General features: G+C 64.4%; 31 protein-coding genes. 26 read left to right on the forward strand and 5 right to left on the reverse strand.

The features are described 5' to 3' along the window. Positions 1–7: 7 nt before the first annotated feature. Positions 8–739 (reverse strand): LuxR family transcriptional regulator, encoded by a 732-nt coding sequence (locus RPR59_RS13595; RefSeq protein WP_313914945.1) that lies wholly within the window; start codon positions 737–739, stop codon positions 8–10. A gap of 326 nt (positions 740–1,065) precedes the next feature. Between RPR59_RS13595 and RPR59_RS14885 the strand changes: the two genes are divergently transcribed. The 15 genes from RPR59_RS14885 (at position 1,066) to RPR59_RS13665 (ending at position 13,218) form a co-directional block, all read left to right on the forward strand. Beyond that, on the forward strand, positions 1,066–1,347 hold the full coding sequence (locus RPR59_RS14885; RefSeq protein ID WP_432280320.1) for a transcriptional regulator domain-containing protein: 282 nt from the start codon (positions 1,066–1,068) through the stop codon (positions 1,345–1,347). Further along, positions 1,274–1,765: a DNA -binding domain-containing protein gene (locus RPR59_RS13600; RefSeq protein ID WP_313914947.1), complete on the forward strand. Its 492-nt coding sequence runs from the start codon at positions 1,274–1,276 to the stop codon at positions 1,763–1,765. The genes RPR59_RS14885 and RPR59_RS13600 overlap by 74 nt, the downstream gene beginning before the upstream one ends. A gap of 487 nt (positions 1,766–2,252) precedes the next feature. Then, positions 2,253–3,272 carry an ArdC family protein gene (locus RPR59_RS13605; RefSeq protein ID WP_313914949.1) on the forward strand — a complete coding sequence of 340 codons (1,020 nt, stop codon included), beginning with the start codon at positions 2,253–2,255 and terminating at the stop codon, positions 3,270–3,272. After that, positions 3,269–3,568, forward strand: coding sequence for a hypothetical protein (locus tag RPR59_RS13610; protein ID WP_313914952.1), 300 nt, complete (start codon positions 3,269–3,271; stop codon positions 3,566–3,568). Before RPR59_RS13605 ends, RPR59_RS13610 begins: the two co-directional genes overlap by 4 nt. Next, the gene (locus RPR59_RS13615) at positions 3,565–3,981 is read left to right on the forward strand and encodes a DUF2958 domain-containing protein (RefSeq protein ID WP_313914954.1); all 417 of its coding nucleotides are present in this window, start codon (positions 3,565–3,567) and stop codon (positions 3,979–3,981) included. Before RPR59_RS13610 ends, RPR59_RS13615 begins: the two co-directional genes overlap by 4 nt. Positions 3,982–4,070: 89 nt before the next feature. Next, positions 4,071–5,918: a ParB/RepB/Spo0J family partition protein gene (locus tag RPR59_RS13620; RefSeq protein ID WP_313914956.1), complete on the forward strand. Its 1,848-nt coding sequence runs from the start codon at positions 4,071–4,073 to the stop codon at positions 5,916–5,918. Positions 5,919–6,263: 345 nt separating this feature from the next. Further along, on the forward strand, positions 6,264–6,482 hold the full coding sequence (locus RPR59_RS13625) for a hypothetical protein (protein WP_313914958.1): 219 nt from the start codon (positions 6,264–6,266) through the stop codon (positions 6,480–6,482). Positions 6,483–6,731: 249 nt separating this feature from the next. Next, entirely contained in the window at positions 6,732–6,941 is a 210-nt protein-coding gene (locus tag RPR59_RS13630; protein ID WP_313914962.1) for a hypothetical protein, read from the forward strand. Positions 6,942–7,428: 487 nt separating this feature from the next. Further along, a complete protein-coding gene (locus tag RPR59_RS13635; RefSeq protein ID WP_284053992.1) occupies positions 7,429–7,749 on the forward strand; it encodes a DUF736 domain-containing protein in 321 nt (106 codons plus the stop codon). Between the two features lie 180 nt (positions 7,750–7,929). Further along, positions 7,930–8,151, forward strand: a complete 222-nt coding sequence (locus RPR59_RS13640; RefSeq protein ID WP_313914965.1) for a helix-turn-helix transcriptional regulator — start codon at positions 7,930–7,932, stop codon at positions 8,149–8,151. Further along, positions 8,148–8,744: a S26 family signal peptidase gene (locus RPR59_RS13645; protein WP_313914967.1), complete on the forward strand. Its 597-nt coding sequence runs from the start codon at positions 8,148–8,150 to the stop codon at positions 8,742–8,744. Before RPR59_RS13640 ends, RPR59_RS13645 begins: the two co-directional genes overlap by 4 nt. Then, positions 8,737–9,537 carry a lytic transglycosylase domain-containing protein gene (locus RPR59_RS13650; protein ID WP_313914971.1) on the forward strand — a complete coding sequence of 267 codons (801 nt, stop codon included), beginning with the start codon at positions 8,737–8,739 and terminating at the stop codon, positions 9,535–9,537. Before RPR59_RS13645 ends, RPR59_RS13650 begins: the two co-directional genes overlap by 8 nt. Before the next feature lie 301 nt (positions 9,538–9,838). Further along, positions 9,839–10,198: a hypothetical protein gene (locus tag RPR59_RS13655; protein WP_313914974.1), complete on the forward strand. Its 360-nt coding sequence runs from the start codon at positions 9,839–9,841 to the stop codon at positions 10,196–10,198. 337 nt (positions 10,199–10,535) lie between these two features. Then, positions 10,536–12,515: a relaxase/mobilization nuclease RlxS gene (gene rlxS / locus RPR59_RS13660; protein ID WP_313914976.1), complete on the forward strand. Its 1,980-nt coding sequence runs from the start codon at positions 10,536–10,538 to the stop codon at positions 12,513–12,515. A gap of 172 nt (positions 12,516–12,687) precedes the next feature. Next, complete coding sequence (locus RPR59_RS13665) at positions 12,688–13,218, forward strand: GNAT family N-acetyltransferase (RefSeq protein WP_133494258.1); 531 nt, start codon at positions 12,688–12,690, stop codon at positions 13,216–13,218. 59 nt (positions 13,219–13,277) lie between these two features. On the opposite strand, the gene RPR59_RS13670 is transcribed toward RPR59_RS13665, so the two are convergent. The 4 genes from RPR59_RS13670 to RPR59_RS13685 are packed head-to-tail and all read right to left on the reverse strand — an operon-like array spanning position 13,278 to position 15,631. Beyond that, positions 13,278–14,654, reverse strand: a complete 1,377-nt coding sequence (locus RPR59_RS13670; RefSeq protein ID WP_229668118.1) for a dihydrolipoyl dehydrogenase family protein — start codon at positions 14,652–14,654, stop codon at positions 13,278–13,280. After that, complete coding sequence (locus tag RPR59_RS13675) at positions 14,630–14,878, reverse strand: GDCCVxC domain-containing (seleno)protein (RefSeq protein WP_280524581.1); 249 nt, start codon at positions 14,876–14,878, stop codon at positions 14,630–14,632. Before RPR59_RS13675 ends, RPR59_RS13670 begins: the two co-directional genes overlap by 25 nt. Positions 14,879–14,901: 23 nt before the next feature. Further along, positions 14,902–15,225: a heavy-metal-associated domain-containing protein gene (locus RPR59_RS13680; protein ID WP_133494259.1), complete on the reverse strand. Its 324-nt coding sequence runs from the start codon at positions 15,223–15,225 to the stop codon at positions 14,902–14,904. A 10-nt stretch (positions 15,226–15,235) separates the two neighbouring features. After that, the gene (locus tag RPR59_RS13685; protein ID WP_133494260.1) at positions 15,236–15,631 is read right to left on the reverse strand and encodes a mercuric transporter MerT family protein; all 396 of its coding nucleotides are present in this window, start codon (positions 15,629–15,631) and stop codon (positions 15,236–15,238) included. 79 nt (positions 15,632–15,710) lie between these two features. Between RPR59_RS13685 and RPR59_RS13690 the strand changes: the two genes are divergently transcribed. The 11 genes from RPR59_RS13690 (at position 15,711) to trbJ (ending at position 26,610) form a co-directional block, all read left to right on the forward strand. Continuing rightward, a complete protein-coding gene (locus RPR59_RS13690; protein WP_133494261.1) occupies positions 15,711–16,130 on the forward strand; it encodes a MerR family transcriptional regulator in 420 nt (139 codons plus the stop codon). A 305-nt stretch (positions 16,131–16,435) separates the two neighbouring features. After that, a complete protein-coding gene (locus tag RPR59_RS13695; protein ID WP_133494262.1) occupies positions 16,436–17,062 on the forward strand; it encodes a helix-turn-helix domain-containing protein in 627 nt (208 codons plus the stop codon). After that, positions 17,055–18,272 carry a type II toxin-antitoxin system HipA family toxin gene (locus RPR59_RS13700; protein WP_133494263.1) on the forward strand — a complete coding sequence of 406 codons (1,218 nt, stop codon included), beginning with the start codon at positions 17,055–17,057 and terminating at the stop codon, positions 18,270–18,272. Before RPR59_RS13695 ends, RPR59_RS13700 begins: the two co-directional genes overlap by 8 nt. A gap of 54 nt (positions 18,273–18,326) precedes the next feature. Continuing rightward, complete coding sequence (locus tag RPR59_RS13705) at positions 18,327–19,247, forward strand: HEPN domain-containing protein (protein WP_313914993.1); 921 nt, start codon at positions 18,327–18,329, stop codon at positions 19,245–19,247. Between the two features lie 145 nt (positions 19,248–19,392). Then, the gene (locus RPR59_RS13710) at positions 19,393–21,408 is read left to right on the forward strand and encodes a conjugal transfer protein TraG (RefSeq protein WP_313914994.1); all 2,016 of its coding nucleotides are present in this window, start codon (positions 19,393–19,395) and stop codon (positions 21,406–21,408) included. A gap of 3 nt (positions 21,409–21,411) precedes the next feature. Beyond that, positions 21,412–21,816, forward strand: a complete 405-nt coding sequence (locus RPR59_RS13715) for a ribbon-helix-helix protein, CopG family (RefSeq protein WP_133494266.1) — start codon at positions 21,412–21,414, stop codon at positions 21,814–21,816. Between the two features lie 44 nt (positions 21,817–21,860). Continuing rightward, complete coding sequence (trbB, locus tag RPR59_RS13720; RefSeq protein WP_284054057.1) at positions 21,861–22,814, forward strand: P-type conjugative transfer ATPase TrbB; 954 nt, start codon at positions 21,861–21,863, stop codon at positions 22,812–22,814. 11 nt (positions 22,815–22,825) lie between these two features. Further along, positions 22,826–23,146: a TrbC/VirB2 family type IV secretion system protein gene (locus RPR59_RS13725; protein ID WP_373287494.1), complete on the forward strand. Its 321-nt coding sequence runs from the start codon at positions 22,826–22,828 to the stop codon at positions 23,144–23,146. Then, complete coding sequence (locus tag RPR59_RS13730; RefSeq protein WP_133494268.1) at positions 23,143–23,418, forward strand: VirB3 family type IV secretion system protein; 276 nt, start codon at positions 23,143–23,145, stop codon at positions 23,416–23,418. Before RPR59_RS13725 ends, RPR59_RS13730 begins: the two co-directional genes overlap by 4 nt. Then, a complete protein-coding gene (gene trbE, locus RPR59_RS13735) occupies positions 23,412–25,859 on the forward strand; it encodes a conjugal transfer protein TrbE (protein ID WP_284054000.1) in 2,448 nt (815 codons plus the stop codon). The genes RPR59_RS13730 and trbE overlap by 7 nt, the downstream gene beginning before the upstream one ends. 4 nt (positions 25,860–25,863) lie before the next feature. After that, positions 25,864–26,610 carry a P-type conjugative transfer protein TrbJ gene (gene trbJ / locus RPR59_RS13740; RefSeq protein ID WP_313914999.1) on the forward strand — a complete coding sequence of 249 codons (747 nt, stop codon included), beginning with the start codon at positions 25,864–25,866 and terminating at the stop codon, positions 26,608–26,610. Positions 26,611–26,645 lie beyond the last annotated feature (35 nt).

Below are 26,645 nucleotides of genomic sequence, written 5' to 3' on the forward strand. Positions count from 1 at the left end.
GGGTATATCAGCGCCCGAAAATATCGGTGAAGGTCAATGTTCCGTCGAACAGCGTCCGGATCGCCAGCAATGTCCGCTTGTTCACACCGTAGCGCGCGCAGGCCTGCTTGATATGGCGGGCAACGGTTTCCTCGCTCACCTCCAGGATGCGGCTGATCTCCCAGTCGCCCTTGCCGCGCGCGGCCCACATCACGCAGTCGCGTTGCCGATCGGTCAAGACCGGACGCGGCGCGTCGGGCAGATGTCCGCGCGCCGAGCACAGCCGCCGGGCGCCTTCGAACGCGAAGCCTCCGGCAAGCTGGGCGAGCGGCAGCATTTCCGGAAGGATTGGCCGCCCGGCCTGATTGGCGAACGAGCACGATCCGCGCGCTTCGCCCGGTACATGCGCCGGGACGGTGAAGCCGTCGCCAATCCCTTCTTCGCGACCCAGCGCGAGAATTTCATGATCCGCGCGTGTCAGCGGGATCATGTCCGGCATCTGCGACCAGCAAAACCCCATGCTCGTGACATGACTGGCGCGGTGGACCGGATCGGACACGCCGAGCGCATGGCCATCATAATAGTCCGCCCAGCGCGCCGGATAATTGTGCAGCCGGAGCGCGATCCCGCTTGTCGCGACGACATCGACATGATGGGTAAGCGCGAAATACTCGAAGCCGAGCTCGGCGGTGACCGCGACCATCGCCGCGGTGAGATCGTCGGTACTCGTCACCATCTCGACGATGCGCATCAAGCGCATCGCCATCTGATGCATGCCCACCTTGCACCCTGTCGGCCGCGGGCGGCGTCTCAAGCTACCGTCGGTCCCGTGGCCGCCCCCTGGCTCGGGCTGGGCCGCGGCATCTCACCCCGCTGCCCGGCGACTCCGGTCATTAAATCCTCATATCACAGCAGCTTGATCCGGCAAAATCGGGCATGGTCCGTCATGGAGGCATCTCAGGCGCCGGCCCGGCATCCCCGTCCCGTCACGCCACCCCCCGATCGGAACAACGCATGACCGCGCGACGCGATTGGGAGAATGGCGCTTTTTACAGGCGGCTTGGCGCGATCGACCGCACCGGGATCATGTGGGAATGGCTCAGGCGCGATCCCGATTATATCGCCTGGCACGTGCGCGCGAGCGAAGCGACGCGCGGCGCCACGCCGAACCCGGTGCAATGGGGGCTCTATTTTCGCCGAAGCGCCCGAATTCACGGCGCCCGAGGCACGGATCATCTGGGATGCCGAACTCGACCCCGGCACGCTCAGCGTCAGCGCGACGCCGACGGGGGCGTTGGATCCCGATGGCATCCGCGTTCGCGATCTCGCTCCCTGGCTGACGATCGCGACCGACCCCGATGGGTATGAACATTGCGTGCTTTCCGATGGCTGGCGCCATATCCGCCTCGATGTCGATGCGGGGCGATTGACCGGTGCGGATAATGTGCTTCTATATTATCATCTGTTTGGCCAGGCGAGCGCCGAAAAGCGGCTCCTGCCGCTGCGGCGATTTCTGTATCTGTGCCGGCACCGGCGCTTCGCGCGGACGCTGTTTCCCCGCGATGCGGCCATTCCGCGCCTGCTGACGATGCTGCGCGTGCATGATGCGCTGGCCGACGGGGCGAGCCAGTCCGATATCGGCGCGGCGTTGTTCGGTCGCGACCGTGTGACGCGGGACTGGCATGCAGGATCGGGATCGCTGCGCTCGCGAGTGCGGCGACTGGTTCGCGAGGCACGGGCGATGGCGGCGGGCGGATACCGGCAATTATTGCGAAAAAGGCAATGACAGCGACAATATCATCCACGTCCAGTCGGTCGACAAAGACGGCCATGACGACAGCTTTGTTCCTGTCCTGATGCCTGAACAGGCTGGCGCCTCGCGCCCGCGCTGACGCCGGGCGCGACCGCGCTCTATGGCTCGGGCCCGAGCCCCTCGCCACCGAGCCCCGCCCAGCGGGTCTCGGCCTGACGGTGACGATCGCTGGCGCGCCCGGCTGGGCCTGACGGCCCATCCCGTAAAGCGGTCGCCGCGCGTTTCGCGCGGCGGCGTTTGCGTGTGGCCTCCCGGTCAAAGCGGGGATGGGCGGCGCTCCCGTCTAGGCCCGGCCGCGCGTCCGGCAAGCCGGGCTGACGCCCGGCTCCTCCACTCATCGTTCCGGCCTGTCGGTGCCGGACGCGCTCCTAGCCGGGCCTTTCTGGTCGCTTGGTGCCGCCCACCCCCCGCTTTTCCGGGGGAGGCCATGCTGGCTTTGGGCAGGGACAGGAGGCTCGCGATGCGTACCCCAAGCAACCGCCGCGCCCGGACGACGCGCCGGGACAAGACCGACAAGGCGGCACAGGCCGAAAAAGCGGGTAAAGGGCAACAGCCGCGCGCCGATCTCTATGACAGCGTCACGCAATCGATCATCGCCCAATTGGAAGCCGGGCGGCTGCCCTGGGTTCAGCCTTGGGGCGCCGTGCCCGGCGGGGCCGCGCCGGGTCTGCCGCGCAACGCGCGCACCGGACGGCCTTATTCGGGGATCAACATCCTCATCCTGTGGGGCGCGGTCATCGAGCAAGGCTATCCGAGCCAAGGCTGGTTGACCTTCAAACAGGCGCGGGACGCGGGCGGCTGCGTCCGCAAGGGCGAGCACGGCCAGAGCGTCGTCTATGCCGACCGTTTCATCCCCGAAAGCGAGGCGGCGCGGGCGCGCGAGAGCGGCACCGACGCGCGCGCCATTCCCTTTCTCAAGCGCTTTACCGTGTTCAACGCCGCGCAATGCGACGGCCTTGCCGCCGACTTTGCCGCCGACCCCGCGCCGCTTCCCGGCCGCGAGATCGTGCCGGTCGCCGAACAGGTGATCGCGGCAAGCGGCGTTCGCTTTCGGATCGGCGGCGACAAGGCCTTTTACGCCCCCGGCCCCGATACCGTGCAGGTGCCGCCGCAGCCCGCATTCTTCGAGCAGATCAACTATTACCGCACCGCGCTGCATGAACTTTGCCACGCAACCGGCCACGGATCGCGGCTCGGTCGCGACCTGACCAACCGTTTCGGCTCGAAAGACTATGCCCGCGAGGAACTGATCGCCGAAATGGGATCGGCGTTCCTGTGCGCCGCGCTCGGCATCACCCCGACCGTGCGCCATGCCGATTATCTCGGCTCGTGGCTTGCCGTGCTCAAGGAGGATAATCGCGCGATCTTTCGCGCCGCGAGCGCCGCCAGCAAAGCCGCCGACTGGTTGCTCGCGCGCCATCACACAGCACTTGCCGACCCTCAAACCGCGCCCACCGGCGAAATCGAAACGGCGGCATGAGCGCGCCCGCACCTAAGCCGGCCCCCGAGGCGCTACCCGGTTTCGCCACCGAACCGACCGCGATCGGTCCGCAATCCTTGGTGCCCGGCATCACGCCGATCAACGCGCGCGACCGGCTCGCATGGCGCGCCGCCGCGCCGATGGAACCCAAAAAGCCGCAGCGTCCCTGCAATCACGGGCTGTTCGACCTCAACGCGCGCAACCAGTTCGACCTGTTCACCCCGCCGCCGCCATCCCGCGACACAGCGGATCGCCGCAGCCTTCCAGCGATACCATCCGAGGAGTCCAGTCGATGATTTTGATTCCCGCGCAAACCGCGCGCCGGCTCGCCGCCAACGCCGCGCGCAGCGCCGCCGATCCGAGCTTCGATCCCGCGCCGCTGGTTAAATTGTTCACTCCCGTCGGCGCGGCGACCTGGCTCGCGAGCGAACTCGATCCCGATGGCGATACCTTGTTCGGACTTGCCGATCTGGGGTTCGGCTGTCCCGAACTCGGCGCGTTCAGCCTCGCGGAAATCGCCGCTTTGCGCTTGCCGTTCGGCCTCGCCATCGAACGCGACCTGTTCTTTGAAAGCGACGCGCCACTGTCGGTCTGGGCCGACACCGCGCGCCGCGCGGGATCGATCGCCGCCGCCGAGACCGCGCTCGCCCCGGAATTGCCGCGCGGCGGTTCCAACCAGCTTCCGCCTCCCGATCCGGGAGGCGGCTGACGCGGGCGGCGCGTCTCGCCGTCATTCAAAACCGGTCCCGCCCGCGATTCCACCCGACACGGGACCGGCACTCACCAAGGAGCAATCCCATGAAACTCGATTTTATCCCGCTCAACAAGTTGTCGGTCAGCAAGACCAATATGCGCTACGGCAAACGTCCGCCCGATGTCGCCGATATCCTGCCCAGCGTCAGGAAACGCGGCGTCATCCAGCCGGTCATTGTGCGCCCCAATCCCGGCCCTGAACCCGTCCAAGGCTGTGCGCCCGATGGCTATGAAATCGTCGCGGGCGCGCGACGCTTCACCGCCGCGACGATCGTTGCCGACGAGCGCCGCGCCGAATCGCTCGACCCCGAACCGATGCCCTGCGCAATCCTCGATTGGGGCGACGATGCCGATGCGGTCGAGGCCTCGCTGATCGAAAATATCGCGCGCCTCGACGCCGACGAGGTCACGCAGTGGGCGACCTTCACGCGATTGGTCAAGGAAGGCCGCAGCATCGACGATATCGCCGCGACCTTCGGTCTGCCCGAACTGACGATCAAGCGCGTCCTCGCGCTCGGCAATCTCCTGCCGCGCATCCGCGCGCTTTATGCGCGCGAGGAAATCGACCGTGCGACCGTGCGCCATCTGACGCTCGCCTCCAAAAGCCAGCAAAGGGCATGGCTCGCGCTCGCCGATGACGACAATGCCTATCTGCCGACCGGCCATCAGTTGAAGGCATGGCTGTTCGGCGGACAGTCGGTCCCGGTCGGTTTCGCATTGTTCGATGTCGAAGCGAGCGGGCTGGCGACCATCGCCGACCTGTTCGGCGAGGACCGTTATTTCGCCGACGCCGATGCCTTCTGGACCGCGCAGGACGCGGCGATCGAGCAGAGCCGCGCCAGCTATATCGAGGCGGGCTGGGCCGATGCGGTGATCGTCGGCCCCGACCGGTATTTCTCGACATGGGAATATCAAAAGGCCGCCAAGCGCAAAGGCGGGCGCGTCTATATCGATGTCCGCCAGTCGGGCGAGGTGGCGTTCCACGAAGGCTATATCAGCCACAAGGAAGCCGCACAGATCGCGCGCGGCGAGACGCCGACCGCCGACAAGCCCAAACGCCCCGAAATCACCTCGACGTGCCAGACCTATATCGATCTGCACCGCCACGCCGCCGTTCGCGCCGCGCTCACCGGTCATCCCGGCGTCGCGCTGCGCTTGATGGTCGCCCATGCCATCACCGGCTCGCCCTTGTGGCGGATCAGCCCCGAGCCGCAGACCACGCGCAAGGAGGCCGTGCGCGACAGCCTCGACAACAGCCGGGCCGAAGCGGCGTTCGACGAACGCCGCCGCGCGGTGCTCGGGCTTCTCGACTTCGATGCCGACACGCCGACCGTCACCGGCGGCAATGCCGATGAACATGGGCTGGTCGGGCTGTTCCTGCGGCTGCTCGAAATACCCGATGCGGCGCTCATGGACGTGATCGCCATCGTCATGGGCGAAACGCTCGCCAGCGGCAGCGCCGCCGTCGAGGCGGTCGGGATGCGGATCGGCGTCGATATGGCGGACTATTGGCAAGCCGATGACGCCTTTTTCGAGTTGATTCGCGACAAGGAGATGCTTGGCCATATCGTCGCCGAGGTGGCGGGCGACGCGGTCGCCGAGGCCAATAAAGGCGAAAAGACCAAGGTGATGAAGGCGATTGTCCGCGATCATCTGGACGGCGCGAACGGACGCGACAAGGTCGAAGGCTGGGTGCCGAAATGGATGGCCTTCCCGCCTTCGGCCTATACCGACCGGGGCGGGGTGGGAACGGTCGCGGCGAATGCCCGCGCCGAGGCCGCGCGCGCGATCGAGCAGCCGTCCGACCCCGATCCGACCGCGCCGGGTGCCGTCGCCGCGCCGCCCGAAACGGACGGCGAGACGGGATGCGAGCCGGTGCCGCTGGCGGCGTGACGGAGTGAGGGAGCGGCGATCCGCCGCTCCCATTTTTCGGAGCCAAAAAATCGGGCCGCGCGGCCTCGCGCCTGACGGCGCTCGGACGCGCGGCAAGCAAGGAGAAATATCATGGCGGACCGGGTTTCGGTAGCGATCACCATCGGCGGTACGCTTGCCGCACAGGACCGCGACCGCTTCGTCGCGGCGATCATCGAGGAAGGCGTGTCGATCGAATAGGACGGCCCCGCCTTTGACGCGTGCCAACCGCCCAAGGACGATGCGCTCAGACTTTATGCCCATGCCATCGCCTGAGGACGGCTCGCAACGCTCGAAGCCCTGTGCCTGGAACTGGCGCTCCCCTTCATGCGCTGGTCGGACGGTTATGGCGGCGCATGGTCGCCCGAAATCATCGTCTTTACCGGCAGCGGCGCGGTTCGGGCCTTTGCCGCCGACGAGCAGGAACGCGTGGTGATCGATCGTCAAACGGTCGAACAATGCAGGTGTTTTGATGCCGTGCTCGCATATTTCGCCGCTGCGGATTTTGCCGTCCCGCCGCTTCACGTGGCGGGTGCCACCGCCTGAATGCGGGGCGGATTGCGCTGATTCGTCTGCACGATTCATGTCCTTGATGGCGGTGTCCATCACGGTGGATCGCGCGCGCATAATGCGTCATCCGTACCGCGCGCGCGGTGAAAATTACCGTGACTTGTTGGCAAAAACCGCTTTCTCGCGTCACCGCCGATCGTGCGGCCAGGCATGGTGTCGTCTTGGTGATTGCCGACGCGATCTCCGTGCGGCAGGGCCGACCGATCAAGGGGAAGACGCAACACAATGACACTATTGGAGGAGGTCGAGCGCTTCGTCTCGCGACTGTCGCCCGAGCCGGTCTGCGACGATTGTATCGCCGACAGACTCGGCTTTTCGGTCCGCCAGCACGCCAAACACAAGGCCCGCGAACTTGCCGGATCGAACGGATTCGAGCGGCGCAAGGCGGCGTGCAGCCTGTGCGGCGCGACCAAATTGGTGATCCGGCGCCAGTAGGAACTTTGGTCGGCAGCGGCGCGACCACCCGTGGCAATGCCGTCTCCGCCATGCCGTCGCGACGATGCCTGGTCCGACGCCGCGCCGACACCGAAATGAAGGGGCATGATTGACGGCTGGCGGGGGCGGTCATCGATCATCTCGGTGCACGGCGATCGGCCCCTGTCCCTGTCCGCCGGAAACCTACTCGCCTGCTCCGAAAAAACGTGCTGGCATGTGTCGCCTGGAGGGCGTCGCCGCCCCTTGCCGGTTCGTTCAGCGCAAGACCTGGACCTGCCGCCGGCGCGCGCGAAACCATCGCCGCCAAGGCTTATTTCCCCGCCCGTGTCCACGGGCTCCTCGCGCCCGCTTCGCGGTCAAATAAGCCTTTGGCGCTCCGGTCCTCCGCTGACGCTTCGGCCTGACGGTTCGCGCGTCCGGCCTGGCCGGTCCGACGGTCGCGCTATCGTCCGGAAAAGGGTTCGGGCGACACATCAGGAGACGAACAATGCCAGCCATCGGTTATGTCACCCGCGAGGGAAACGGCTTCAAGGGCCAGTTGAAGACGCTGTCGATCCGCACCGAGATCGAGATCGTGCCCAATACCCGCAAGGCGTCCGACACCCAGCCCGATTACCGGGTCTCGGCGAACGGCGTCGAGGTCGGCGCGGGATGGGTCCGGCGCGGCGAAATGTCCGGCAAGGACTATGTGTCGCTATCGCTCGCCGCGCCCGAATTCGGGCCGCGCCGGCTCTACGCCAATCTCGGCCGCGCCGCCGGTCAGGATGACGACGATGCGTTCGCGATCATCTGGAACCCCGCCGACTGACCAGTCCGGCGACGCCCGCGTCCTTCTCGAAAGGGGCGCGGGCGTTTCGCGTCGCCAGCGCCGACAAGGGGGGTCGGAATCGCATGCACGTAATTGCGACCCTGCCCGGACGGGATCGATCGGGCGATGACGGGACCGACGCGGCGCGCATCGGCGCCGCCTAATCGGGATCCGCCGCTCATGGATGACACCGCCCGGCGCGCCCAGGCCGCGCGCGACACCTGCCCGTTCCTCACCGCCAAACAGACGGCGTTTCATCTCGGGCTTGGCTATTCGACCCTCAAGGCGATGCGCGCAGCCGGGACCGGCCCGCGCTGCCGCCGCCACGGTCGTACCTGGCGCTATCATATCGACGATATCGAAGCCTGGTCGCGCGCCAATGCCAAAGGCGACCGCGCGTGACCGGGCGCGGGCCGCCGCCTTTATTCGCCTGGCAGGAACAGCGAACGGCGCACCGCCGCGCGCGCCGCCGCGCCGCGCGTCTTTGCGCACTCGCCGCCGTCGCGACCGGTCTCGTCCTCATGCCCATCGCAGTTCGTCCGGTCCCGCGTCTCGTCTGGAATGCGAGCGCCAGCGCGCCGATCGGCCTCTATCTCGTGACGCCGGGCAAACGCCCGCCGCTCGGCGCCATGGTCATCGCCTGGTTCCCGGACCGCGCGCGCAAGCTGGCGGCGCGGCGGCACTATCTTCCCGCCAATGTGCCCGCGGTGAAGCATGTCGCAGCGGTCGCCGGCATGCGGGTGTGCGCCCTCGACAGCGTCATCACGGTCGACGGCGCGGCCGTAGCGCGGCGGCTTGCCGCCGACGCACGCGGCGACGCGCTCCCCGCGTGGCGGGGATGCCGCACGCTCGCGCGCGGGCAAATTCTGCTGCTCGCGACCGACCGGCCCGATTCGTTCGACGGGCGCTATTTTGGCATCAGCGACACGCGCGACGTGCTCGGCACCGCGCGGCTGATCTGGGCGCCGCATGACCGTGGCGACGATCGTGGCTGAGCCGCGCCCGCGCCGTGCCGCGGGCCTCGGGAGACTGATCGCGCTCGCGCCGATCGGGATCGTCATCGCATTGACGAACCTTGCCGAAGGTCAAACCGCCGCGATTGCCGGGTCCAATGCGGCGCTGCACCTTCGCGATCAGCGCGCACCGACCGCATCGTCGCCGTCTGTCCCTGCATCGCGAGCACCCGATCCGGTCGCGCGCTGGCGCCCTTTTATCCGCGAGGCCTCGGTCCGGTTCGGCGTGCCCGAGGCGTGGATTAGCCGCGTCATGCGCGCCGAAAGCGGCGGTCATGTCAAGCGTGCCGGACGCCCGATCACCAGCCGCAAGGGTGCGATGGGACTGATGCAACTGATGCCCGCGACCTGGGCGGCGATGCGCGCCGAGCAGGCGCTCGGCAGCGATCCTTTCGACCCGCGCGACAATATCCTCGCGGGCACCGCTTACTTGGCAAAAATGTATCGCCGGTTCGGCTATCCAGGCCTGTTCGCCGCCTATAATGCCGGCCCCGGCCGCTATGCCGGATGGCGCGAGGGACGGCGTTCATTGCCGCGCGAGACACAAGAATATCTCGCGCTCGTCGGTGGCCGGGACGCTGGCGATGGGCGGCCGACGCCTACCGTGGCTGCGGCGAAACCGTCGCCGCCGCCACCGCTTTTCGTCGTTCAACACGGCGCGTCGGTCACGGCGAACACGGCATCATCGCTGCCGTCGTCAGCACCGCCGTCGCCATCGCGATCGCTCTTCATGCCGCTATCGACCGGCGATACCCGCGCCCAATCCGACCGATGATGATCGCTCCTTCAGACGTCACCGCGCGTGGGTGGGGATAAGAGGGGCTCGGCTCGGCAAGGCCCAGCATGACGGCCGGCGGCGCGGCTGTGCAAGGCCGGCGGCCCCGCCAATTTTCCCGCGAGATAAGGAGCGCGCTGCCGCGCGCGCGTTGTTCGCTTGCTCGCGACAAAATCGGTTCCTCCGCCGCCGCTGACGCGGCGCTGGCGGCACGCCGCCAGCGGCCCTGACAGCCGCGCCGCCGCCCGTCTCGGGACTGTCTGCCCTTATCCAAAGGGCATCACAGGATGGAGATTTCGAGATGGCGATGATGCAGCACATAGCAGCGGGGAAGACGGTTCTGTCGGTACTGAGCGCAGGCCTAGAACGCGAATTCGGGCAGGGCGTGGGCGCAGCGCTCGCGGCGCGGTTTCTGGAGGCCGAGGAGAGCGATTTTCTCTGGGAAGCACGGATTAGCGAACGCTGGCTCGGGCGCTATTGGAGCGCGGACGAAGAGGGTTCGGATGATCTCGACCGGGTGGCGATCCTGGCGCGGCTCGGGCGCGCGTGGAGCGTGGCGGTGCTGATTATCGATGGCGAGGGATGCGCGCACGGACTGATGGGCCGGCGCGATTTCCGGCGCAGGAGCGAGGCGGCACGGGCATTGGCAAGTCTGGGCTGAAGCCGGTGCGAACGGCCGGGATGCGTTGCCTGTCACAAGGGCGGCGCGTCCCGGCATTTTTTGGCCGCGCGGGGTGGGCGTTGTGGGACCAGATGGGACCGGAAAGGACAGGAAGGCGAATGGGGCGGCGTAAGGCAAGATAAAGCGCTGGCACGGGCCAGCGCGTAAGTCTTTGTCTGCACATCGTTTTCAGGCGCTTTTACCGACACCGGTCGGCGGGAACCAGTGTCGGTCGATGAGCAGAAACGGCGCAAATGCGCCATTGCTGCCGACACCGGTTTTCAGCAGGTCCGGACGGCGGCAAGCTCGATCCGTCCCTTGTTATACGAGCCCTGTGATGTCCGGCGATGACGATTTCGAACCCCGATTGGGCCGCCAGCGCGCGCGTGGCGGCAAGCGCGGTCGGCGCTATCTCCAACGCGTGCTCGCCGCCACCAATCTCGCGCGCGGCGGCAGGCCCGGATTCAGCAAGGCCCGGCGCGGCTATTCGGGCAGTCGCACCGGGCGCGGCGCGGGCGTCGGGCGATTGTTGGGCAGCCGGGCTGGCAGCTCGGCGCTCACGCGCCGCCGCGTCATCGTCAAGACGCGGATCGTCCGGCTCGCGGGGAAGGGAGCGAATGCGGCGGCCGCCCATCTGCGCTATCTCGAGCGTGACGGCACCACCCGCGAGGGCGATCGCGGCGCCCTGTACGGACGCGATGCGGACGCGGTCGACGCCAAATCCTTTCATGCGCGCGGGCATGGCGATCGTCACCAGTTCCGCTTCATCGTCTCGCCCGAGGACGGCGCCGACTATGACGATCTGAAGCCGCTCGTCCGGCGATTGATGGCGCGCGCCGAATCCGACCTCGGGACCAGGCTCGACTGGGTCGCGGTCGATCATTTCAACACCGGCCACCCGCACAGCCATATTCTCCTGCGCGGAGTCGACGACAAAGGCGCCGATCTCGTCATCGCGCGCGACTATCTGACGCGCGGCTTTCGCGAGCGCGCCGCCGAGCTGATCGACCTCGATCTCGGACCGCGTACCGATCGCGACATCGCGCGCGCCCTGGCCGTTGAAATCGATCAGGACCGGCTGACCGCGATCGACCGCCAGCTGATCGCCGAGGCCGGAGAGGACCGGCTCGTCGAGGCGCGAGCGCGCGGCGCGTTCGCGCAGAGTCTGCGCGCGGGGCGATTGGCGAAACTCAAAAAGCTCGGTCTCGCCGAAGAGGCGGGACGGGGACGCTGGTGGCTCGCCCCCGATCTTGCCGCGACGCTGACCCGGATCGGCGAACGCGACGATATCATCCGCACCATGCAGCGCGCCTTTACCGCCGCGCGGATCGAGCGCGCAAGCGCGGACCGGTCGATCTACGACCCCGCCCAACCGGACGCGCGAGCACTGACCGGCAGCGTGCTGATGCGCGGCCTCGCCGACGAATTTGCCGATCGCCATTATCTGATCGTCGATGCGCTCGATGGCCGCAGCCATTATGTCGCGATCGGAAAGGAAAGCGCCGAAGACATCGGCCCGGGCGCGATCGTCCAGATCGAGCCTCTCACCGGCGGCGCCCGCGAAGTCGATCACACCATCGCCGCAGTCGCCGCCGCGAATGGCGGGCGCTACGATGTCGAAGCGCATCTCGCCTTCGATCAGCGTGCCAGCGAACCCTTCGCCCTAACCCATGTGCGACGGCTCGAAGCGATGCGCAAAGCGGGCGTCGATGTCGTTCGTGAGGCCTCGGGCACTTGGCGTATCGGCGCCGACCATCTCGATACCGTCGACCGGTTCGAGACGGCAAGGCTGCGCGATCGCCCGGTCGCGATCACGATGCTGTCACCGATGGCGGTCGATCGGCTGGTCGACCGCGAGGCCGCGACCTGGCTCGATCATCGCCTCGTGGACGCCGCGCCGCCGCCTGCCCGCGATACCGGATTTGGGCACGCCGTGCGGGATGCCGAGAACCGCCGCCGGCAATGGCTCGTCGCACAAGGGCTGGGCTCGGGGAACGGGACGGATTTCGTTGCCAGAACCGGGTTTATCGAGGCGCTGCGGCGACGCGAACTGCTCACGGTCGCGACGCGCCTTTCATCGGAGTTGAAACGCTCCTTTGAGGAAGCGGCATCGGGTGAACGCATCGAGGGGCTTTATCGCCGCCGCCTCGATCTGGTCAGCGGGCGGTTCGCGCTCATCGAACGCGCGCATGATTTTACCCTCGTGCCGTGGCGGCCGGTGCTCGATCGCCATGTCGGGAAAAGCGTGTCCGGACTGATGCGCGGCGACGGGATCAACTGGACGATCGGTCGCGGGCGGAGCGGGCCGGCGCGGTGACCAGCTGGCAAGCTTGTCCGCGCCGAGAAGGCTGGCACAATGCGTCACCAACCTGTTCGATCGCGAAGCCATCGCGTTTACCGCAATTCACGCGACCCGCAGGCAGTTGGGAATCTCCGCTAGATTTTGGGTCCGATTATCGCATGGTTGGGTTCGCTTATGGGATAACAGCATGACGATATTTGGCGACAGTCGCATTCGCGCGGTGCGGCACATCGACCTCGATAGCTTGCATCCGCTGATTGAACGTGCCTTTCGAGGCGAGACCTCCCGGGCGAGTTGGTCGTATGAAGTCGCTCTAGCCGAGGGAGAGCGAATTTCTCGCGCTGCGCTCCTGGCTATTCTCGCTGACCCGCGGCAGTGCTTGCTCGGTGCCTTTGCCGATGATGCGCCCATTGGCTGCGTGCGGATTGCCTATGAGCCTGAAACCGTATGCGAACTAAGTCTGTTGACGGTCGAACCAGATCGTCAAACGGCGGGACTCGGCAAACGTCTGATCACAGCGGCCGAGAGGGTCGCGATCGAGCGATTTCGTGCTCAGTGGATGGAGATCGCGGTCATCGTTCAACAACCGCGATTGATATCATTCTATCAACGACGCGGCTTTGGCTTCACCGGCCGAACGAAGCCCTATCCGGTTGCGCTCGATCGTCCGCTTCACTTTGCGATCATGCGAAAGCGACTCCAGGATCGGGCCACCTGATCACGATAGCTTCCGCGTGATAGGGAGGCGGTACCATGTGTTCGGATGATCTATGACGGCTACAAAATTGATCCCAGATCCGACGATATCGTCGGATAGGCGGCGATCATCTTGTTCAAATCACCGACCTTTAGTCCCGTCCGGATCGCCAGACCTAGATAATTGATCAATTCCGCATATCCCGGTCCCAGCAGATGGGCGCCCAGAATTCGATCGGTTTTGGCGTCGATAACGATGCGCGTGGCGGCGCAGGATTCGCCTACCCGAAAATTGGAAAACCAGTCGCTCGTGTCGTTGACCGCCATGCGCACATCGTATCCGGCCTCCCGGGCCTCGCTTTCGAGCATCCCGACCCGTGCGAGCTCGGGAATCGTGAACACGACGCTTGGCACACCGCTATAATCCGCCTTGGCATGATTGCCCTTGAGCATGTTGGACGCGGCGACCTTGCCTTCGGCCACCGCGACCGGCGTCAACGCGGGTCCCGCCGTACCGGCGGCGTCGCCGGCGGCATAGACAGCGGGATTGGATACGCTCTGGAGGTGCGCGTTCACGCGAATGCCGGCATCGGTGCGTTCAATATTCGCCGCAGAGAGATTCAGTTGATCGACGGCAGGAACCCTTCCTGCACCATGAACGACGAGGTCGACGGTGAATTCGGCGCATTCGTCGCCCGACTTCGTGCGGATCAGAAAGCCGTCTGACACGCGTTCGATTGATTGCACCGCCACGTTCAGCCGGATGTCGATACCCAGATCGCGGCTATGCGCCACCAGTCGATCGACGAGATCGGGGTCGAAGGCGCGCAGTGGTCGCGGGCCGTGATCGGCGATGCAGACGCTGCTCCCCGCCCGAACCGCGATATGAGCAAATTCGAACGAGATATAGCCGCCGCCGATGAACAGGATGCGCTTGGGAAGCTCATCGAGGTCCATGAACCCGGCATTGTCGATTGCGTGTTCGGACCCCGGCATCGACAGCGGTCGTGCTACGGCACCGGTTGCGATCAGGATATGGCGGCCCTGGATCCGTGTCCCGCCCCCGATTTCCACTGTGTTTTCATTCAGGAACCGCGCGTGACCGTGCAACGTCACAATGCCCTTTTCATCGAAACCGCTCTCGATCCGGCCGGGCATCTTGTCGGTGAAGCTGCGCTTGAACGCGACCAGTTCGCCCCAGTCGATCCGCAGGTCGTCGTCCTTGACCCCCTTGCCGCGCATCAGCCGCGCATCGTTGATGATCTCCGCACCCCGGCGAAGCAGCTTCTTGGGATCGCAACCCCGCAGCGCGCAGGTTCCGCCATAAGGGAGTTCGTCGACGACGGCGACCGACCAGCCGGCCGCCGCGCATTTATTCGCCGCACTCACCGCCGCCATCCCGACGCCGAGCACGACCAGGTCGAACGATTGCGTCAGGATACCGTATTCCCCTGACAACAGGCCGTCGTTCCGGTGGCGCGCGCTTCCTGGATCGGGGGGCAGGGTACGCTGCCGAACGAACAGAAAACACAACAATCGCCCGCATTGGGGCGTAGCACCGCGCCACAACCTTTGCAGTCGTAGAAAAACTGACACGCATTGGTCGGCATCGTCTCGATTTCGGATCGCCCGCACACCGGACACGTCAAGGTTGATTGCAATTCCATAACCATACTCTGCATTTGCGATTCTGGAGCTGACCGGTTCAGTGCTCGCGAACCTTCGCCGGGTAGCCGGCATTGGTCGATGCGGCGGCGATCTTCGCCGGTGTCGCGACCTTCGCATCATAGGTGACTGTGGCAGTCTTCGCGCCGAAGTCGATCTTGACCGACCTGACGCCTGCGACACGGCCCATCGCGGTCTTCACGGTGATCGGGCATGTCGGGCACGTCATGTGGCCGATCGCAAATGTCCGGGTCCGCTCGCTTGCCGGTGCGGCGATCGCCGCGCGGCCGGGCGCGACGCCGATGGCAGTGCCGCCGGCAACGGCGGCAAGTCCTGAAAGGACGATCGACAGGCGGTGCTTCATTTTAGGTCTCCTAATAGAACAGAGGTGCCCACCATTGCAGGGTCATGGTGAGCGCGACGATGAGCGTCGCTACCCACAGCACTGCCTTGGTCAGCAAGTCGGATCGGGGACGGGCGCAATAGCTGTCTTCGTCGCAGTGGGGCTTCGGACGAAAATAGACGTGCCAGAAGCCGCCGGCGAGAAATGCCAGCGTCATTGCGAGGAAATAGGGCTTGTAAGGTTCGAGCGCGGTAAGATTGGCGATCCATGCACCCGAAATCCCCAGCATGACGAGAAGGAGCGGGACGATGCAGCACGACGACGCCAGCACGGCGCCGACGATCCCGCCCGTGGCCAACCACCCGCCGCGCCTGCCGCCCTGACGCGTGGACGTCGATCCTTCGCTTTCCGGTCGCGTGGCCGCCATTCGCCCTTAACTCTCGATTCCTGTCCGACCGAACTTATGTAGTCCCTGTAGTAGATACAGGTTCAAGAGGTGATTTTCGATGGCATTCGCGGCGACCGACCGTCCGTTAAAACGCGGCGCGCTGGCCAGGCGTTTCGGATGCAACATTGAGACGATCCGATATTATGAGAATATCGCGCTGCTCCCGGCGCCCGAACGGACCCGAAGCGGACACCGGATCTATTCCCCAGCAGATCAAACGCGGTTGGGATTTATCCTGCGCGCCCGCGAACTTGGCTTCTCGGTGGAAGAGCTTCGCAGTCTGCTCAGCCTCGCGGACTCACACGAATATACCTGCGGAGAGGTGCTCACGCTCACCAGGGGCCATCTCACGGATATCCGGACGAGAATAAAGGATCTGGCACGCCTCGAACACACGCTCGCCGATATATCAGCCCAGTGCGAAGGCGGCGATGTGCCGCACTGCCCTGTGATGGATGCGTTGCTCAAAGACGGATAAAATTATCGATGACCTATGCAGAGGGTCGATCGATGCACCAAGAAAAGTGCCCGAAGGTCCGCTGACCGCAAAACGCGTGTCACGAAGGATTAATTGGTTTCCGATCGTTCCCGATGTCCAGTCAGACACAGGAATATAGATATCCAATCGAAACAAACCTCTAGCGCTTAAGCCGCGATTGCGGTGACCATTCAGGATGATTATCGATCATATGCAATAATATATAATGCAGCAAGATTATGCTATATAGGCTTGCCACTCAGGGGGCGGGTTATATATTCAAGCATATGGATTGATAAAAACATATGTCAGAGCAGCTTAAAACTGAATTGCTGGTTACATTCGGCCATCGGCTGAGGCACGCGAGGCGGGAAAAGAGCCTGTCCCAGCGTGCACTTGGCGAACGCGTAGGACTTCCCCAGAGTCACATTTCGAAGATCGAACAGGGCGCGGTGGACCTTCAATTCTCGAGTCTCGCCGAACTTGCGCGTGCGCTTGATCTCGAACTCACCCTCGTCCCGCGCGCCGCGGTCGCCGCGCTTGAGGGGACGATCCAGGCAGCGACCGGACGCAACGCCGATCCAAGTGCCAGTCGGGCCAGGACGATCTTGGATGAACAAGCGCAGCTCTTGGCGGACCTCGAAAGCGCCTTTCCTGCGACCGACAAACTGTCGCGTTATGGACAGGCGATCGACGAGCTTCGGCAGCTGCATTTCGATACCCCGGCACTGAAGGCATTGCAGGAGGCTGTAGAACCCTCGCGTAAGCTCGCGCGGCTGCTGCATTCAAATGACAGCAGAGCGGACATCATGAAGGCGCTCGATCAGGCGACCGCAAGTCTGCGCGCGTTGCGAAACCACCGCGTTCACGCGCCTGTTCTCCCGTCGCCGCGCCAGCGTCCCGCCCACAGGCTGGAGGAGGACGATGACTGACGCCCGTGCCCTCGACATCTTCCTTTACGATCGCAGGATCGGAACGATCACGCTGCTCGACGGTGATCACAGTATCTTCACGTTCGACGAAGGCTATGTCGCGGACGAGGCGCGCGAAACGCTAAGCCTCTCCGTTCGAGACGAATATGGCGCGCTGATCACCGATACCCGTGCCTATCGGACGCGCGTCGCGCCGTTCTTTTCCAACCTGCTGCCCGAAGGTACGTTGCGCGACTATCTCGCTAAGCGGGCTGGCGTGAAGGCAAGCCGCGAATTCCAGTTGCTCGCCGAGCTCGGCACCGATCTTCCCGGCGCCATTCGCGCAGTGCCCGTCCAGCAGACCACAGCAGCCGGCGGAGGCGAATTCGCTGACAACGAAAGCCATGTCGCCGCGCCGCCCATATTTCGCTTCTCGCTGGCGGGGGTGCAGCTCAAATTCTCGGCATTGAAAAATCGCGGCAAGAATGGTGGCCTGACGATTCCGGCGCATGGCAATGGCGGTGACTGGATCGTCAAACTACCCTCCACGCGCTTTTCCGACGTTCCCGAGAATGAGTTCGCGTCGATGAGCCTGGCCCGGCACGTCGGCATCGAGGTGCCGGATATCGATCTCGTACCCGTCGCAAAAATCGAGGGGCTGCCCGAAGGGATCGGCGAGTTCGGCGACAATGCCTATGCCATCCGGCGCTTCGACCGGACCCCGCACGGTCCCGTCCATATCGAGGATTTCGCGCAGGTCTTTGGCGTCTACCCCGACGATAAATATGAAAATGCCAGCTACCGAAATATCCTGTCGGTGCTGGCGATCGAGACCGACGAAGCGAGCATCGAGCAGTTCGTGCGCCGTCTCACATTTAGCGTGCTCATCGGCAATGGCGACATGCATCTGAAGAATTGGTCGCTGGTATATCCCGACCGGCGAGCGCCGATCCTGTCGCCGGCTTATGACCTCTTATCGACCGTTCCCTATCTGGGCGACGAGGAAGCGGCGCTCAAGTTTCGCCGGTCCAAGGCGTGGGGATCCTACACCTATGACGAACTCGGCGCGATGGCCGACAAGGCGCGTCTCGCCACTCGCCCCGTCATCCGGGCCGCAAAAGACACGGTCGAACGGTTCGACGCGGCGTGGGCGTCGGAAAGGGACCATCTGCCACTATCGAGCAAGGTCATAGCAGCGATCGACCGCCATCGCGGACACCTCGTGATATGAATGACTCATCCGCTTTCCTTGTAGAAATCGCCGTCGCGCGCGAAGATGTCCGCGATGCGCACTAATCTCGACCATTTGCCGCCGACACAGCAAGGCGAGCTGGAACGCGTCACGCGGCATTTGATGGCCGAGTTCGCGACCGCGATCGCGCGCGCGACCCAGCCCTGGAAAAAGAACGGGAAGATTCTCAAGATCATCCTGTTCGGCAGCTATGCGCGCAGCGACTGGGTTGACGATCCGGACAGGGGCTATCAGTCGGACTTCGATCTGCTCGTGATCGTCAGCCATCCCGATCTGACCGACATCGCGGACTATTGGTATATCGCCGAGGATCTGATCCAGCGCGATTCCGCAATCGACCGTCCGGTCAATATCATCGTCCATACCCTCAACGAAGTGAACCAGGCGCTCAGTCGCGGCGAATATTTCTGGATCGATATCGCGCGCGACGGCATCGTGCTTTACGAGCTGCCCGGCAGCACGCTCGCGACACCCAAACCACTTACGCCTGCAGATGCATACGAAATGGGCGGAGCATATCTGTCGAAACAACTGCCAGCGGTTAATCGATGGCTGAAGCTAGCCCAAGTTTCGATGGAGGAAGGTGCCTCAGACACAGAATGGACCCGCAACGCCGCCTTCAATCTGCATCAAGCGACTGAAACCGCGTACGCCTGCTTCCTGCTCGTCCGCACGCTCTATTTCCCCCGGTCGCACAATATCAAGTTCCTGCGGTCGCTGGCCGAAGATAGCGAACCCCGGCTCGTCGCTGCCTGGCCCCGTGCGACCCGTCTCGAGCGGCGCCGGTTCGAACTGCTCAAGCGCGCTTATGTCGAAGCGCGTTATTCGGCGAATTTCACCATCGGCACCGAGGACCTCGAAATGTTGACGCGCTCGGTCCGCGATTTGCGCAATTTAGTCGCTGGCGTCTCACAGCAACGAATAGACGAACTTCGAACCGCCGCGGGCCTCTAACGCCTCTGACGGTGGCCGTTCCAATCAGCGCAACGAGCCATAGCGAGCTCTTCAAGGCCATTCGGCACCGTTCCGTTTCCATCGTCTCTGATCGAGTCTGAGGCCATCCGGTTCGACCGTCGTCGTTCCGTATGGGAGCTTCGACGTGACGCCCACCAAACTTCTTCTCGGTCAGATTCTCGTCGTTTTCGGGATCGTCCTCCTCGGTCTCTGGGCTTCGACCCAGTGGGTCGCAGCGGCGCTCGCCTATCAACCGGAATTGGGCGGCGCGTGGTTTCGCTTCGCTGGCACGCCGATCTACCGTCCCTGGGCGCTATTTCCGTGGTGGTATCATTTCAATGCCTATGCCCCGCGGATTTTCGATCGCGCCGGCATGTTCGCGGGTGCCAGCGGCTTTACCGGCTGCGGTGCCGCCATTTTCGGGTCGTTGTGGCGCGCACGCCAGTCTCGCAATGTCACCACTTATGGCTCGGCACGTTGGGCGACAACGCGCGAAATCAAACGGGCGGGCCTGCTACGCGATCAAGGCGTCATGCTTGGCCGTCTCGACGACCGCTATCTGCGTCATGACGGTCCCGAACATGTCATGGCCTTCGCCCCGACCCGTTCGGGCAAGGGCGTCGGCCTTGTCGTGCCCACCTTGCTGTCCTGGACCGGTTCGGCGGTCATTCACGATATCAAGGGCGAAAACTGGCAGCTGACGGCGGGTTGGCGGTCGCGCTTTTCGCATTGCCTGTTGTTCAACCCGACCGATCGCCGCTCGGCGCATTATAATCCGCTGCTCGAAGTGCGTCGCGGCGCCCAAGAAGTGCGCGACGTCCAGAACATCGCCGACATCCTCGTCGACCCCGAAGGCGCGCTCGAACGCCGCAGTCATTGGGAGAAGACCAGCCACGCGCTGCTCGTCGGCGCCATCCTCCACATTCTCTATGCCGAGGAAGAAAAGACGCTCGCCCGCGTCGCAACCTTTCTATCCGACCCCAAACGTAGCTTCGTCGCGACGCTTCGACAGATGATGGCAACCAATCATCTCGGCACCGAAAAGACCCCCTGCCCGCATCCGGTCGTCGCCTCGGCCGCGCGCGAACTTCTCAACAAGAGCGAAAATGAACGTTCGGGCGTGCTCTCGACCGCCATGTCGTTTCTCGGCCTGTACCGCGATCCGACCGTGGCCGCGGTGACCTCGCGTTGCGATTGGCGGATCGCCGATCTCGTCGAGGGCAAGCAGCCGCTTTCGCTCTACCTCGTCATCCCGCCCTCGGACATCAGCCGCACCAAGCCGCTGGTGCGCCTGGTGCTCAATCAGATCGGCAGGCGGCTAACCGAACGCCTCGATCAACCGACCGTCGCCGAACATCGACACAAGCTACTGATGATGTTGGATGAGTTTCCAGCACTCGGTCGGCTCGACTTCTTCGAGACCAGTCTCGCCTTCATGGCCGGTTACGGCATCCGCGCGTTCCTGATCGCGCAGAGCCTTAACCAGATAGAGAAGGCTTACGGCGAGCACAATTCGATCCTCGACAATTGTCATGTCCGGGTGGCGTTTGCGACCAATGACGAGCGCACGGCAAAACGCATTTCGGATGCGCTCGGCACGGCGACCGAGCAGCGCGCGATGCGTAATTATGCTGGTCACCGCCTCGCGCCGTGGCTCGCGCATGTCATGGTCAGCCGCCAGGAAACCGCGCGCCAGCTTCTGACCCCCGGCGAAATCATGCAGCTCCCGTCCGACGAGCAGCTTGTGCTCGTCGCCGGTCTCGCGCCGATTCGGGCGACCAAGCTGCGCTATTTCGCCGACGGCAATTTTGCCGCGCGCGACACCGCACCACCCGTCCTGGCCAAGGGCCGCTATGGTGACCGTCCGGCTGACCGCCCGAATGTTTGGGCAGACGCAGTCCGCCTCGACGATCGCGATCGACCGGATGCCGAAGACGAGGCCTGCACTCGAGATGGCGGACGCGAGCAGCAGCGTCAGCCTGGGCTGCCCGAACACGCGCCTCGCGCGACAGAACCGCAAGAGCCGACCCTTGTGGCCGCTGAGGACGACGATCCCGCGCAGGACAAGCGCGCCATGGATCAGGCGCGCAGCCTGAGCGCGGTCGCGCGGGGCTACGGGCTCAATCAGTCAAGCGACCACGATCTGGTGCCGGGGATCTGAGCGATGAAAATACGCCAGAACCTCTATATCGATCGAGAACTCGCCGAGGCGCTCCAGGCGCTCGCCGCGGGCGAGGCCGGCAACAAGTCACGGCTCGTCAATGACGCGATTCGTGATTGGCTTGAACGGCGCGGCGCAAAGGAGATTGACGATCTTCTGAAGCGCCGGCTCGACCGACTCGGTCGCGAGATCGGCCATACCCGCCGCGACATCGAAGTGCTGCTCGAAAGCCTGTCGCTGTTCATCCGCTACCAGCTGATGGTGACCGCGCCGCTTCCCGAAGGGGACGCCGCCGCGATCGCGGTCGGCCAGGCACGGTTCGACAAGTTCGTGTCCCAGGTGGCGCGCCAAATCGCCTCGGAGCATCGTACGCTCGGTGAAACATCCGATACCGGAAAAATCTCGTGAGCGGCGACACCTTCGATGCCGGTAGCGATGGCCGCCGCCGAACCATGCTGCGCACCGCGATGGGGCCGACAATCACCGCCGCCCTCACCGATCCGCTTGTCCTCGAAGTCATGGTCAACCCCGATGGAGAGCTGCGCCTCGATCGGCTTGGCGAAGGCCGCATCGGTACCGGCGTGCGCTACGATCCCGCTCAAATCGAACGAATCGTCCGATTGGTCGCCAGCCATGCTCGTACCGAGGTGAATGCTACGGCACCGATCGTATCGGCGGAACTTCCGCCGTTCGGTGACGGCGCCGGCGAGCGGTTCGAAGGCGTGTTGCCGCCGGTCAGTCTCGCGCCCTGCTTTTCGATCCGTAAGCCCGCGACCCGGCTCTATACGCTGATGGACTATGTGACCGATGGGATCATGTCGGCCGAAGTCGCGCGGTTGCTGAGCCTGGCTGTCGTCGATCGGCGTAATATCCTTGTCGCGGGCGGCACCAGTTCGGGCAAGACCACGCTCGCCAATGCGCTGCTTGCCGAAATGGCCCATCTCGACGAGCGCGTGATCCTGATCGAGGATACGCGCGAGCTCCAATCGCCCGCGGCCGATACCGTCGCGCTCAGGACTCGCGCTGGTGCGGTGTCGATGGCCGATCTTGTCCGCTCGACACTGAGGCTGCGGCCCGACCGCATCATCGTCGGCGAAGTGCGGGGCCCCGAAGCGCTCGATATGCTCAAGGCTTGGAATACCGGCCATCCCGGCGGCATCGCGACGGTTCATGCGAACGGCGCCGGTGCAGCGCTTTTCCGGCTCGAGCAGCTCGTCCAGGAAGCCGTGGTCACCGTGCCCCAGCGACTGATCGCTGATGCGATCGATCTGATCGTGTTCATTTCCGGCCGGGGAACCGCGCGCCGGGTCGAGACGCTCGCGCGCGTCGCCGGTCTCGATCCGGACGGCGGCTACGCCGTGCTCGACATCACCCCCCTCACACCCCCCGACAGTCAAGGAGACTGACCATGTACCCAATGCGCCTTCGTCGCCGCGCGGCTTGCTTTATCGCCGCCGCGTTTCTCTCAGCCACGACCTCGACCACCGCCTGGGCGAGCGGTTCGGGCATGCCTTGGGAACAGCCGCTTCAGCAGGTGCTGGAATCGGTGCAGGGGCCGGTCGCGAAGATTGTCGCGGTGATCATCATCATCGTCACCGGATTGACGCTTGCGTTCGGCGAGACGGCGGGTGGATTTCGCCGTCTCATCCAAATCATCTTCGGCCTGTCGATCGCCTTTGCCGCGTCGAGCTTCTTTCTTTCCTTCTTCAGCTTTGGCGGCGGGGCGCTGGTCGCATGACCTCGATTTCGTCCCACCATATCGAGGGTTTCGAAGTGCCCATCCATGGCAGTCTCGGCTCGCCGATCCTGCTCGGCGGTGCGCCGCGCGGGCTTGCGATCGTCAACGGAACGCTTGCCGCCGCTGTCGGTCTTGGCCTCCAGCAATGGATCGCCGGCCTCGCACTATGGGCCGTCGGGCACAGCCTTGCGGTGTTCGCTGCGCGCCACGATCCCGACTTCGCGCCCGTGCTGATCCGCCATCTGCGCCAGAAGGGCTATCTGGCATGTTAGCGCTCCATGAATATCGCCAGCGCGCTGACCGGCTGTCCGACCACTTGCCATGGGCAGCGTTGGTCGCGCCGGGCGTCGTCCTCAACAAGGACGGCAGCTTTCAGCGAAGCTTTACGTTTCGCGGTCCCGATCTCGAAAGCGCGACCGAGGCTGAACTGGTGTCCGCATCCGCGCGCGCCAATAACGTGCTCAAGCGGTTCGGGACGGGCTGGGCGCTGTTCTTCGAAGCAGTCCGCCGTGAAGCACTAGATTATCCGGTCAGCCGCTTCCCCGATCCTGTCTCCTGGCTCGTCGATGCCGAACGTCGCGCCGCCTTCGAAGCCGAGGGTCGGCACTTCGAGAGCCGGTATTTTGGAACCCTGGTCTGGATGCCGCCCGCCGACAGCAGCGATGCCGCCGGACGCGCGCTGGTGGAGCGCGATAGTCGGCAAGAGGGCCGCGACTGGCACGCCAGCCTTGCAAGCTTTGCAGCGAAAACCGATCGTGCGCTCGATTTGCTCGCGGGCTTCATGCCCGATGTTCATCCGCTGGATGACACCGAGACCCTGACCTATCTCCATGCGACCATATCGACGCGCCCGCACGTCGTGCGCGCGCCAGACACGCCGGTTTACCTCGATGCGATCCTCGCCGATACTCCGCTGACCGGGGGTCTCGAGCCGATGCTCGGGACCGCGCATTTGCGCACCCTGACGATCCTCGGCTTTCCAAATACCAGCCGGCCCGGCCTTCTCGACGCGCTCAATGCCACCGATTTCTCCTATCGTTGGATGACGCGCTTCATCGCGCTCGACAAGGCCGATGCGACCAAGATCCTCACCCGCCTTCGTCGTCAGTGGTTCAACAAGCGCAAGTCGATCACTGCGCTCCTGCGTGAAGTGCTCTACAGTCAGCCGGCGCAATTGCTCGACAGCGACGCCGACAACAAGGTGGCTGACGCCGACCTGGCGCTCCAATCGCTTGGCGGCGACCATGTCGCGTTCGGGTATCTGACCACCACTATCACGGTTACCGACACGGACCGCGTCCGGGTCGACGACAAGCTCCGCGCCGTCGAGCGGATCGTCAACGGGCTGGGCTTTACCAGCATGCGCGAGGGCGTGAACGCGGTCGAGGCATGGCTTTCATCCCTGCCTGGCCAAAGTTACGCCAATGTCCGTCAGCCGCTGATTCATACGCTCAATCTCGCTCACCTGATGCCGCTCTCGTCCGTTTGGGCCGGCCCGGTGAAGAACGATCATCTTGACGGTGCGCCGCTACTGTACGCCCAAACCAGCGGCACGACGCCGTTTCGGCTTTCGACCCATGTCGGCGATGTCGGCCATATGCTCGTCGTCGGTCCGACCGGCGCGGGCAAATCCGTACTGCTCGCGATGATCGCGCTGCAATTCCGTCGCTACGCCAATGCCCGGATCATTGTGTTCGACATGGGGTTTTCGGCGCGCGCCGCGGTGCTGGCGATGGGAGGGAGTCACCATTCCCTTGGTCCTCGGCCGGAGCATGGCGATGGCGGAGGGCTCAGCTTCCAGCCGCTGCGCGATATCGATGACGTCGATGAACGCAGCTGGGCGGCGGAGTGGGTCGCGGCCCTGGTGACCCACGAACAGGTCAATCTTACCCCCGATATCAAGGAGCTGATCTGGTCGGCGCTCGGCAACCTTGCGAGCGCGCCACGCGAAGAACGCACCCTTACCGGGCTTAGTCTGTTGCTCCAGTCGAACGCGCTCAGGACCGCGCTTGCGCCCTATACGCTCGATGGGGCTTATGGCGGGCTGCTCGACGCCGACGACGAGCGGCTCGCCTTTGCCGATGTGCAATGCTTCGAGACCGAGGCGCTTATGCTGCGCAAAGGCGTCGTCGCGCCCGTCCTCACCTATCTGTTCCACCGCATCGAAAAGCGCTTCGATGGTCGCCCGACCCTGTTGCTGCTCGACGAAGCCTGGAGTCTGCTCGACGATCCCCTGTTCGCCGCGCGAATTCGTGAATGGCTCAAGACGCTCAGAAAGAAAAACGTCTCGGTTCTGTTCGCGACGCAGAGTCTCGCCGACATTACCCACAGCGCGATCGCACCGGCCATTATCGAAAGCTGTCCGCAGCGCATCTTCCTGCCGAATGATCGTGCGATCGAGCCACAAAGCCGCGCTGCCTATGAACGTTTTGGCCTCAACGAGCGCCAGGTCGAACTGATCAGCCGATCGACGCCCAAGCGGCATTATTATCTGCAATCAGCGCGCGGCAACCGCCTGTTCGAACTCGGTCTCGGCCCCATCGCGCTCGCGCTGTGTGGCGCGGCCGATCCCGCGACGCAGGCGCAGATCGACGCGCTCATCGCCAATGGCGGGCAGGACGGCTTGGCCGCCCGCTTCCTCACCGCCTCCGGTCTGTCCTGGGCGGCAGATCTGCTCGCGGAATTTCCCGACACCTCATCAGCACAGGAGTAAGACAATGTCCTTCGACGCCCGCAAATATTTCGTTTCGTCTGCCCTCACGCTCGGCACTTTGGTGTCGTTCGGCGTCGCGCTCACTCTCCCCGCGACGCCCGCCGCGGCGCAATTTACCGTGTTCGATCCGAGCAACTACAGTCAAAATTTGCTTACGGCGGCACGCACCCTCCAGCAAATCAACAACCAGATCCAGTCGCTGCAAAATGAAGCGTCGATGCTCCTCAATCAGGCGAAGAATCTTCGCCGCGTTGATTTTCCCGAGGTAGAGACGCTCAACCGGACGCTCCAGCAAATCGACCAATTGATGGGCGAGGCAAAGGGCGTTGGATTTCGGGTTGATGGCCTCGACCGGCAATTTCGTCGGCTCTTTCCAAGAGACTTTGATCAGGCGCTGTCGAGCGATGAGCGTGTGATCGCGGCGCGCACCCGGCTCGGCACCGCGATGGACGCCTATCACGAGACGATGACGGTTCAGGCGCAGGTCGTCGAAAACGTCGCCTCGGACGCCGCGACCCTGCGCACGCTTATCGCGCGTAGCCAAGGCGCCGAAGGCGCGCTTCAGGTTCAACAGGCGACCAATCAGCTGCTTGCGCTCACCGCCAAGCAACAGCTTCAGGTCCAGAATATGATGGCGGCACAATATCGCGCTCAAGCGGTCGAGGCGGCGCGACGCGCGCAAGCCGAAAGCGACGCCCGCGCGACCACGAAACGCTTTCTCGGCTCCGGCTCGGCCTACACGCCCCAATAGGCTTGAGTCCGAGAGGTGACGGCGGATTCGCCCTC

It is taken from the genome of Stakelama saccharophila, from assembly GCF_032229225.1.
Lineage (GTDB): Bacteria > Pseudomonadota > Alphaproteobacteria > Sphingomonadales > Sphingomonadaceae > Sphingomonas > Sphingomonas saccharophila.

What these genes read in the sequence shown, in the direction of transcription:
- RPR59_RS13655 (WP_313914974.1), top strand. Translation starts at nt 9,839, where the DNA reads ATGGCGATGATGCAGCACATAGCAGCGGGGAAGACGGTTCTGTCGGTA.
- RPR59_RS13595 (WP_313914945.1), bottom strand. Translation starts at nt 739, where the DNA reads ATGCGCTTGATGCGCATCGTCGAGATGGTGACGAGTACCGACGATCTC.
- RPR59_RS13605 (WP_313914949.1), top strand. Translation starts at nt 2,253, where the DNA reads ATGCGTACCCCAAGCAACCGCCGCGCCCGGACGACGCGCCGGGACAAG.
- rlxS (WP_313914976.1), top strand. Translation starts at nt 10,536, where the DNA reads ATGTCCGGCGATGACGATTTCGAACCCCGATTGGGCCGCCAGCGCGCG.
- trbE (WP_284054000.1), top strand. Translation starts at nt 23,412, where the DNA reads ATGTTAGCGCTCCATGAATATCGCCAGCGCGCTGACCGGCTGTCCGAC.
- RPR59_RS13680 (WP_133494259.1), bottom strand. Translation starts at nt 15,225, where the DNA reads ATGAAGCACCGCCTGTCGATCGTCCTTTCAGGACTTGCCGCCGTTGCC.
- RPR59_RS13725 (WP_373287494.1), top strand. Translation starts at nt 22,826, where the DNA reads ATGCGCCTTCGTCGCCGCGCGGCTTGCTTTATCGCCGCCGCGTTTCTC.
- RPR59_RS14885 (WP_432280320.1), top strand. Translation starts at nt 1,066, where the DNA reads ATGTGGGAATGGCTCAGGCGCGATCCCGATTATATCGCCTGGCACGTG.
- RPR59_RS13675 (WP_280524581.1), bottom strand. Translation starts at nt 14,878, where the DNA reads ATGCAGAGTATGGTTATGGAATTGCAATCAACCTTGACGTGTCCGGTG.
- RPR59_RS13620 (WP_313914956.1), top strand. Translation starts at nt 4,071, where the DNA reads ATGAAACTCGATTTTATCCCGCTCAACAAGTTGTCGGTCAGCAAGACC.
- RPR59_RS13700 (WP_133494263.1), top strand. Translation starts at nt 17,055, where the DNA reads ATGACTGACGCCCGTGCCCTCGACATCTTCCTTTACGATCGCAGGATC.
- RPR59_RS13640 (WP_313914965.1), top strand. Translation starts at nt 7,930, where the DNA reads ATGGATGACACCGCCCGGCGCGCCCAGGCCGCGCGCGACACCTGCCCG.
- RPR59_RS13695 (WP_133494262.1), top strand. Translation starts at nt 16,436, where the DNA reads ATGTCAGAGCAGCTTAAAACTGAATTGCTGGTTACATTCGGCCATCGG.
- RPR59_RS13630 (WP_313914962.1), top strand. Translation starts at nt 6,732, where the DNA reads ATGACACTATTGGAGGAGGTCGAGCGCTTCGTCTCGCGACTGTCGCCC.
- trbB (WP_284054057.1), top strand. Translation starts at nt 21,861, where the DNA reads ATGCTGCGCACCGCGATGGGGCCGACAATCACCGCCGCCCTCACCGAT.
- RPR59_RS13610 (WP_313914952.1), top strand. Translation starts at nt 3,269, where the DNA reads ATGAGCGCGCCCGCACCTAAGCCGGCCCCCGAGGCGCTACCCGGTTTC.
- trbJ (WP_313914999.1), top strand. Translation starts at nt 25,864, where the DNA reads ATGTCCTTCGACGCCCGCAAATATTTCGTTTCGTCTGCCCTCACGCTC.
- RPR59_RS13635 (WP_284053992.1), top strand. Translation starts at nt 7,429, where the DNA reads ATGCCAGCCATCGGTTATGTCACCCGCGAGGGAAACGGCTTCAAGGGC.
- RPR59_RS13730 (WP_133494268.1), top strand. Translation starts at nt 23,143, where the DNA reads ATGACCTCGATTTCGTCCCACCATATCGAGGGTTTCGAAGTGCCCATC.
- RPR59_RS13615 (WP_313914954.1), top strand. Translation starts at nt 3,565, where the DNA reads ATGATTTTGATTCCCGCGCAAACCGCGCGCCGGCTCGCCGCCAACGCC.
- RPR59_RS13690 (WP_133494261.1), top strand. Translation starts at nt 15,711, where the DNA reads ATGGCATTCGCGGCGACCGACCGTCCGTTAAAACGCGGCGCGCTGGCC.
- RPR59_RS13705 (WP_313914993.1), top strand. Translation starts at nt 18,327, where the DNA reads ATGCGCACTAATCTCGACCATTTGCCGCCGACACAGCAAGGCGAGCTG.
- RPR59_RS13685 (WP_133494260.1), bottom strand. Translation starts at nt 15,631, where the DNA reads ATGGCGGCCACGCGACCGGAAAGCGAAGGATCGACGTCCACGCGTCAG.
- RPR59_RS13665 (WP_133494258.1), top strand. Translation starts at nt 12,688, where the DNA reads ATGACGATATTTGGCGACAGTCGCATTCGCGCGGTGCGGCACATCGAC.
- RPR59_RS13715 (WP_133494266.1), top strand. Translation starts at nt 21,412, where the DNA reads ATGAAAATACGCCAGAACCTCTATATCGATCGAGAACTCGCCGAGGCG.
- RPR59_RS13625 (WP_313914958.1), top strand. Translation starts at nt 6,264, where the DNA reads ATGCGCTGGTCGGACGGTTATGGCGGCGCATGGTCGCCCGAAATCATC.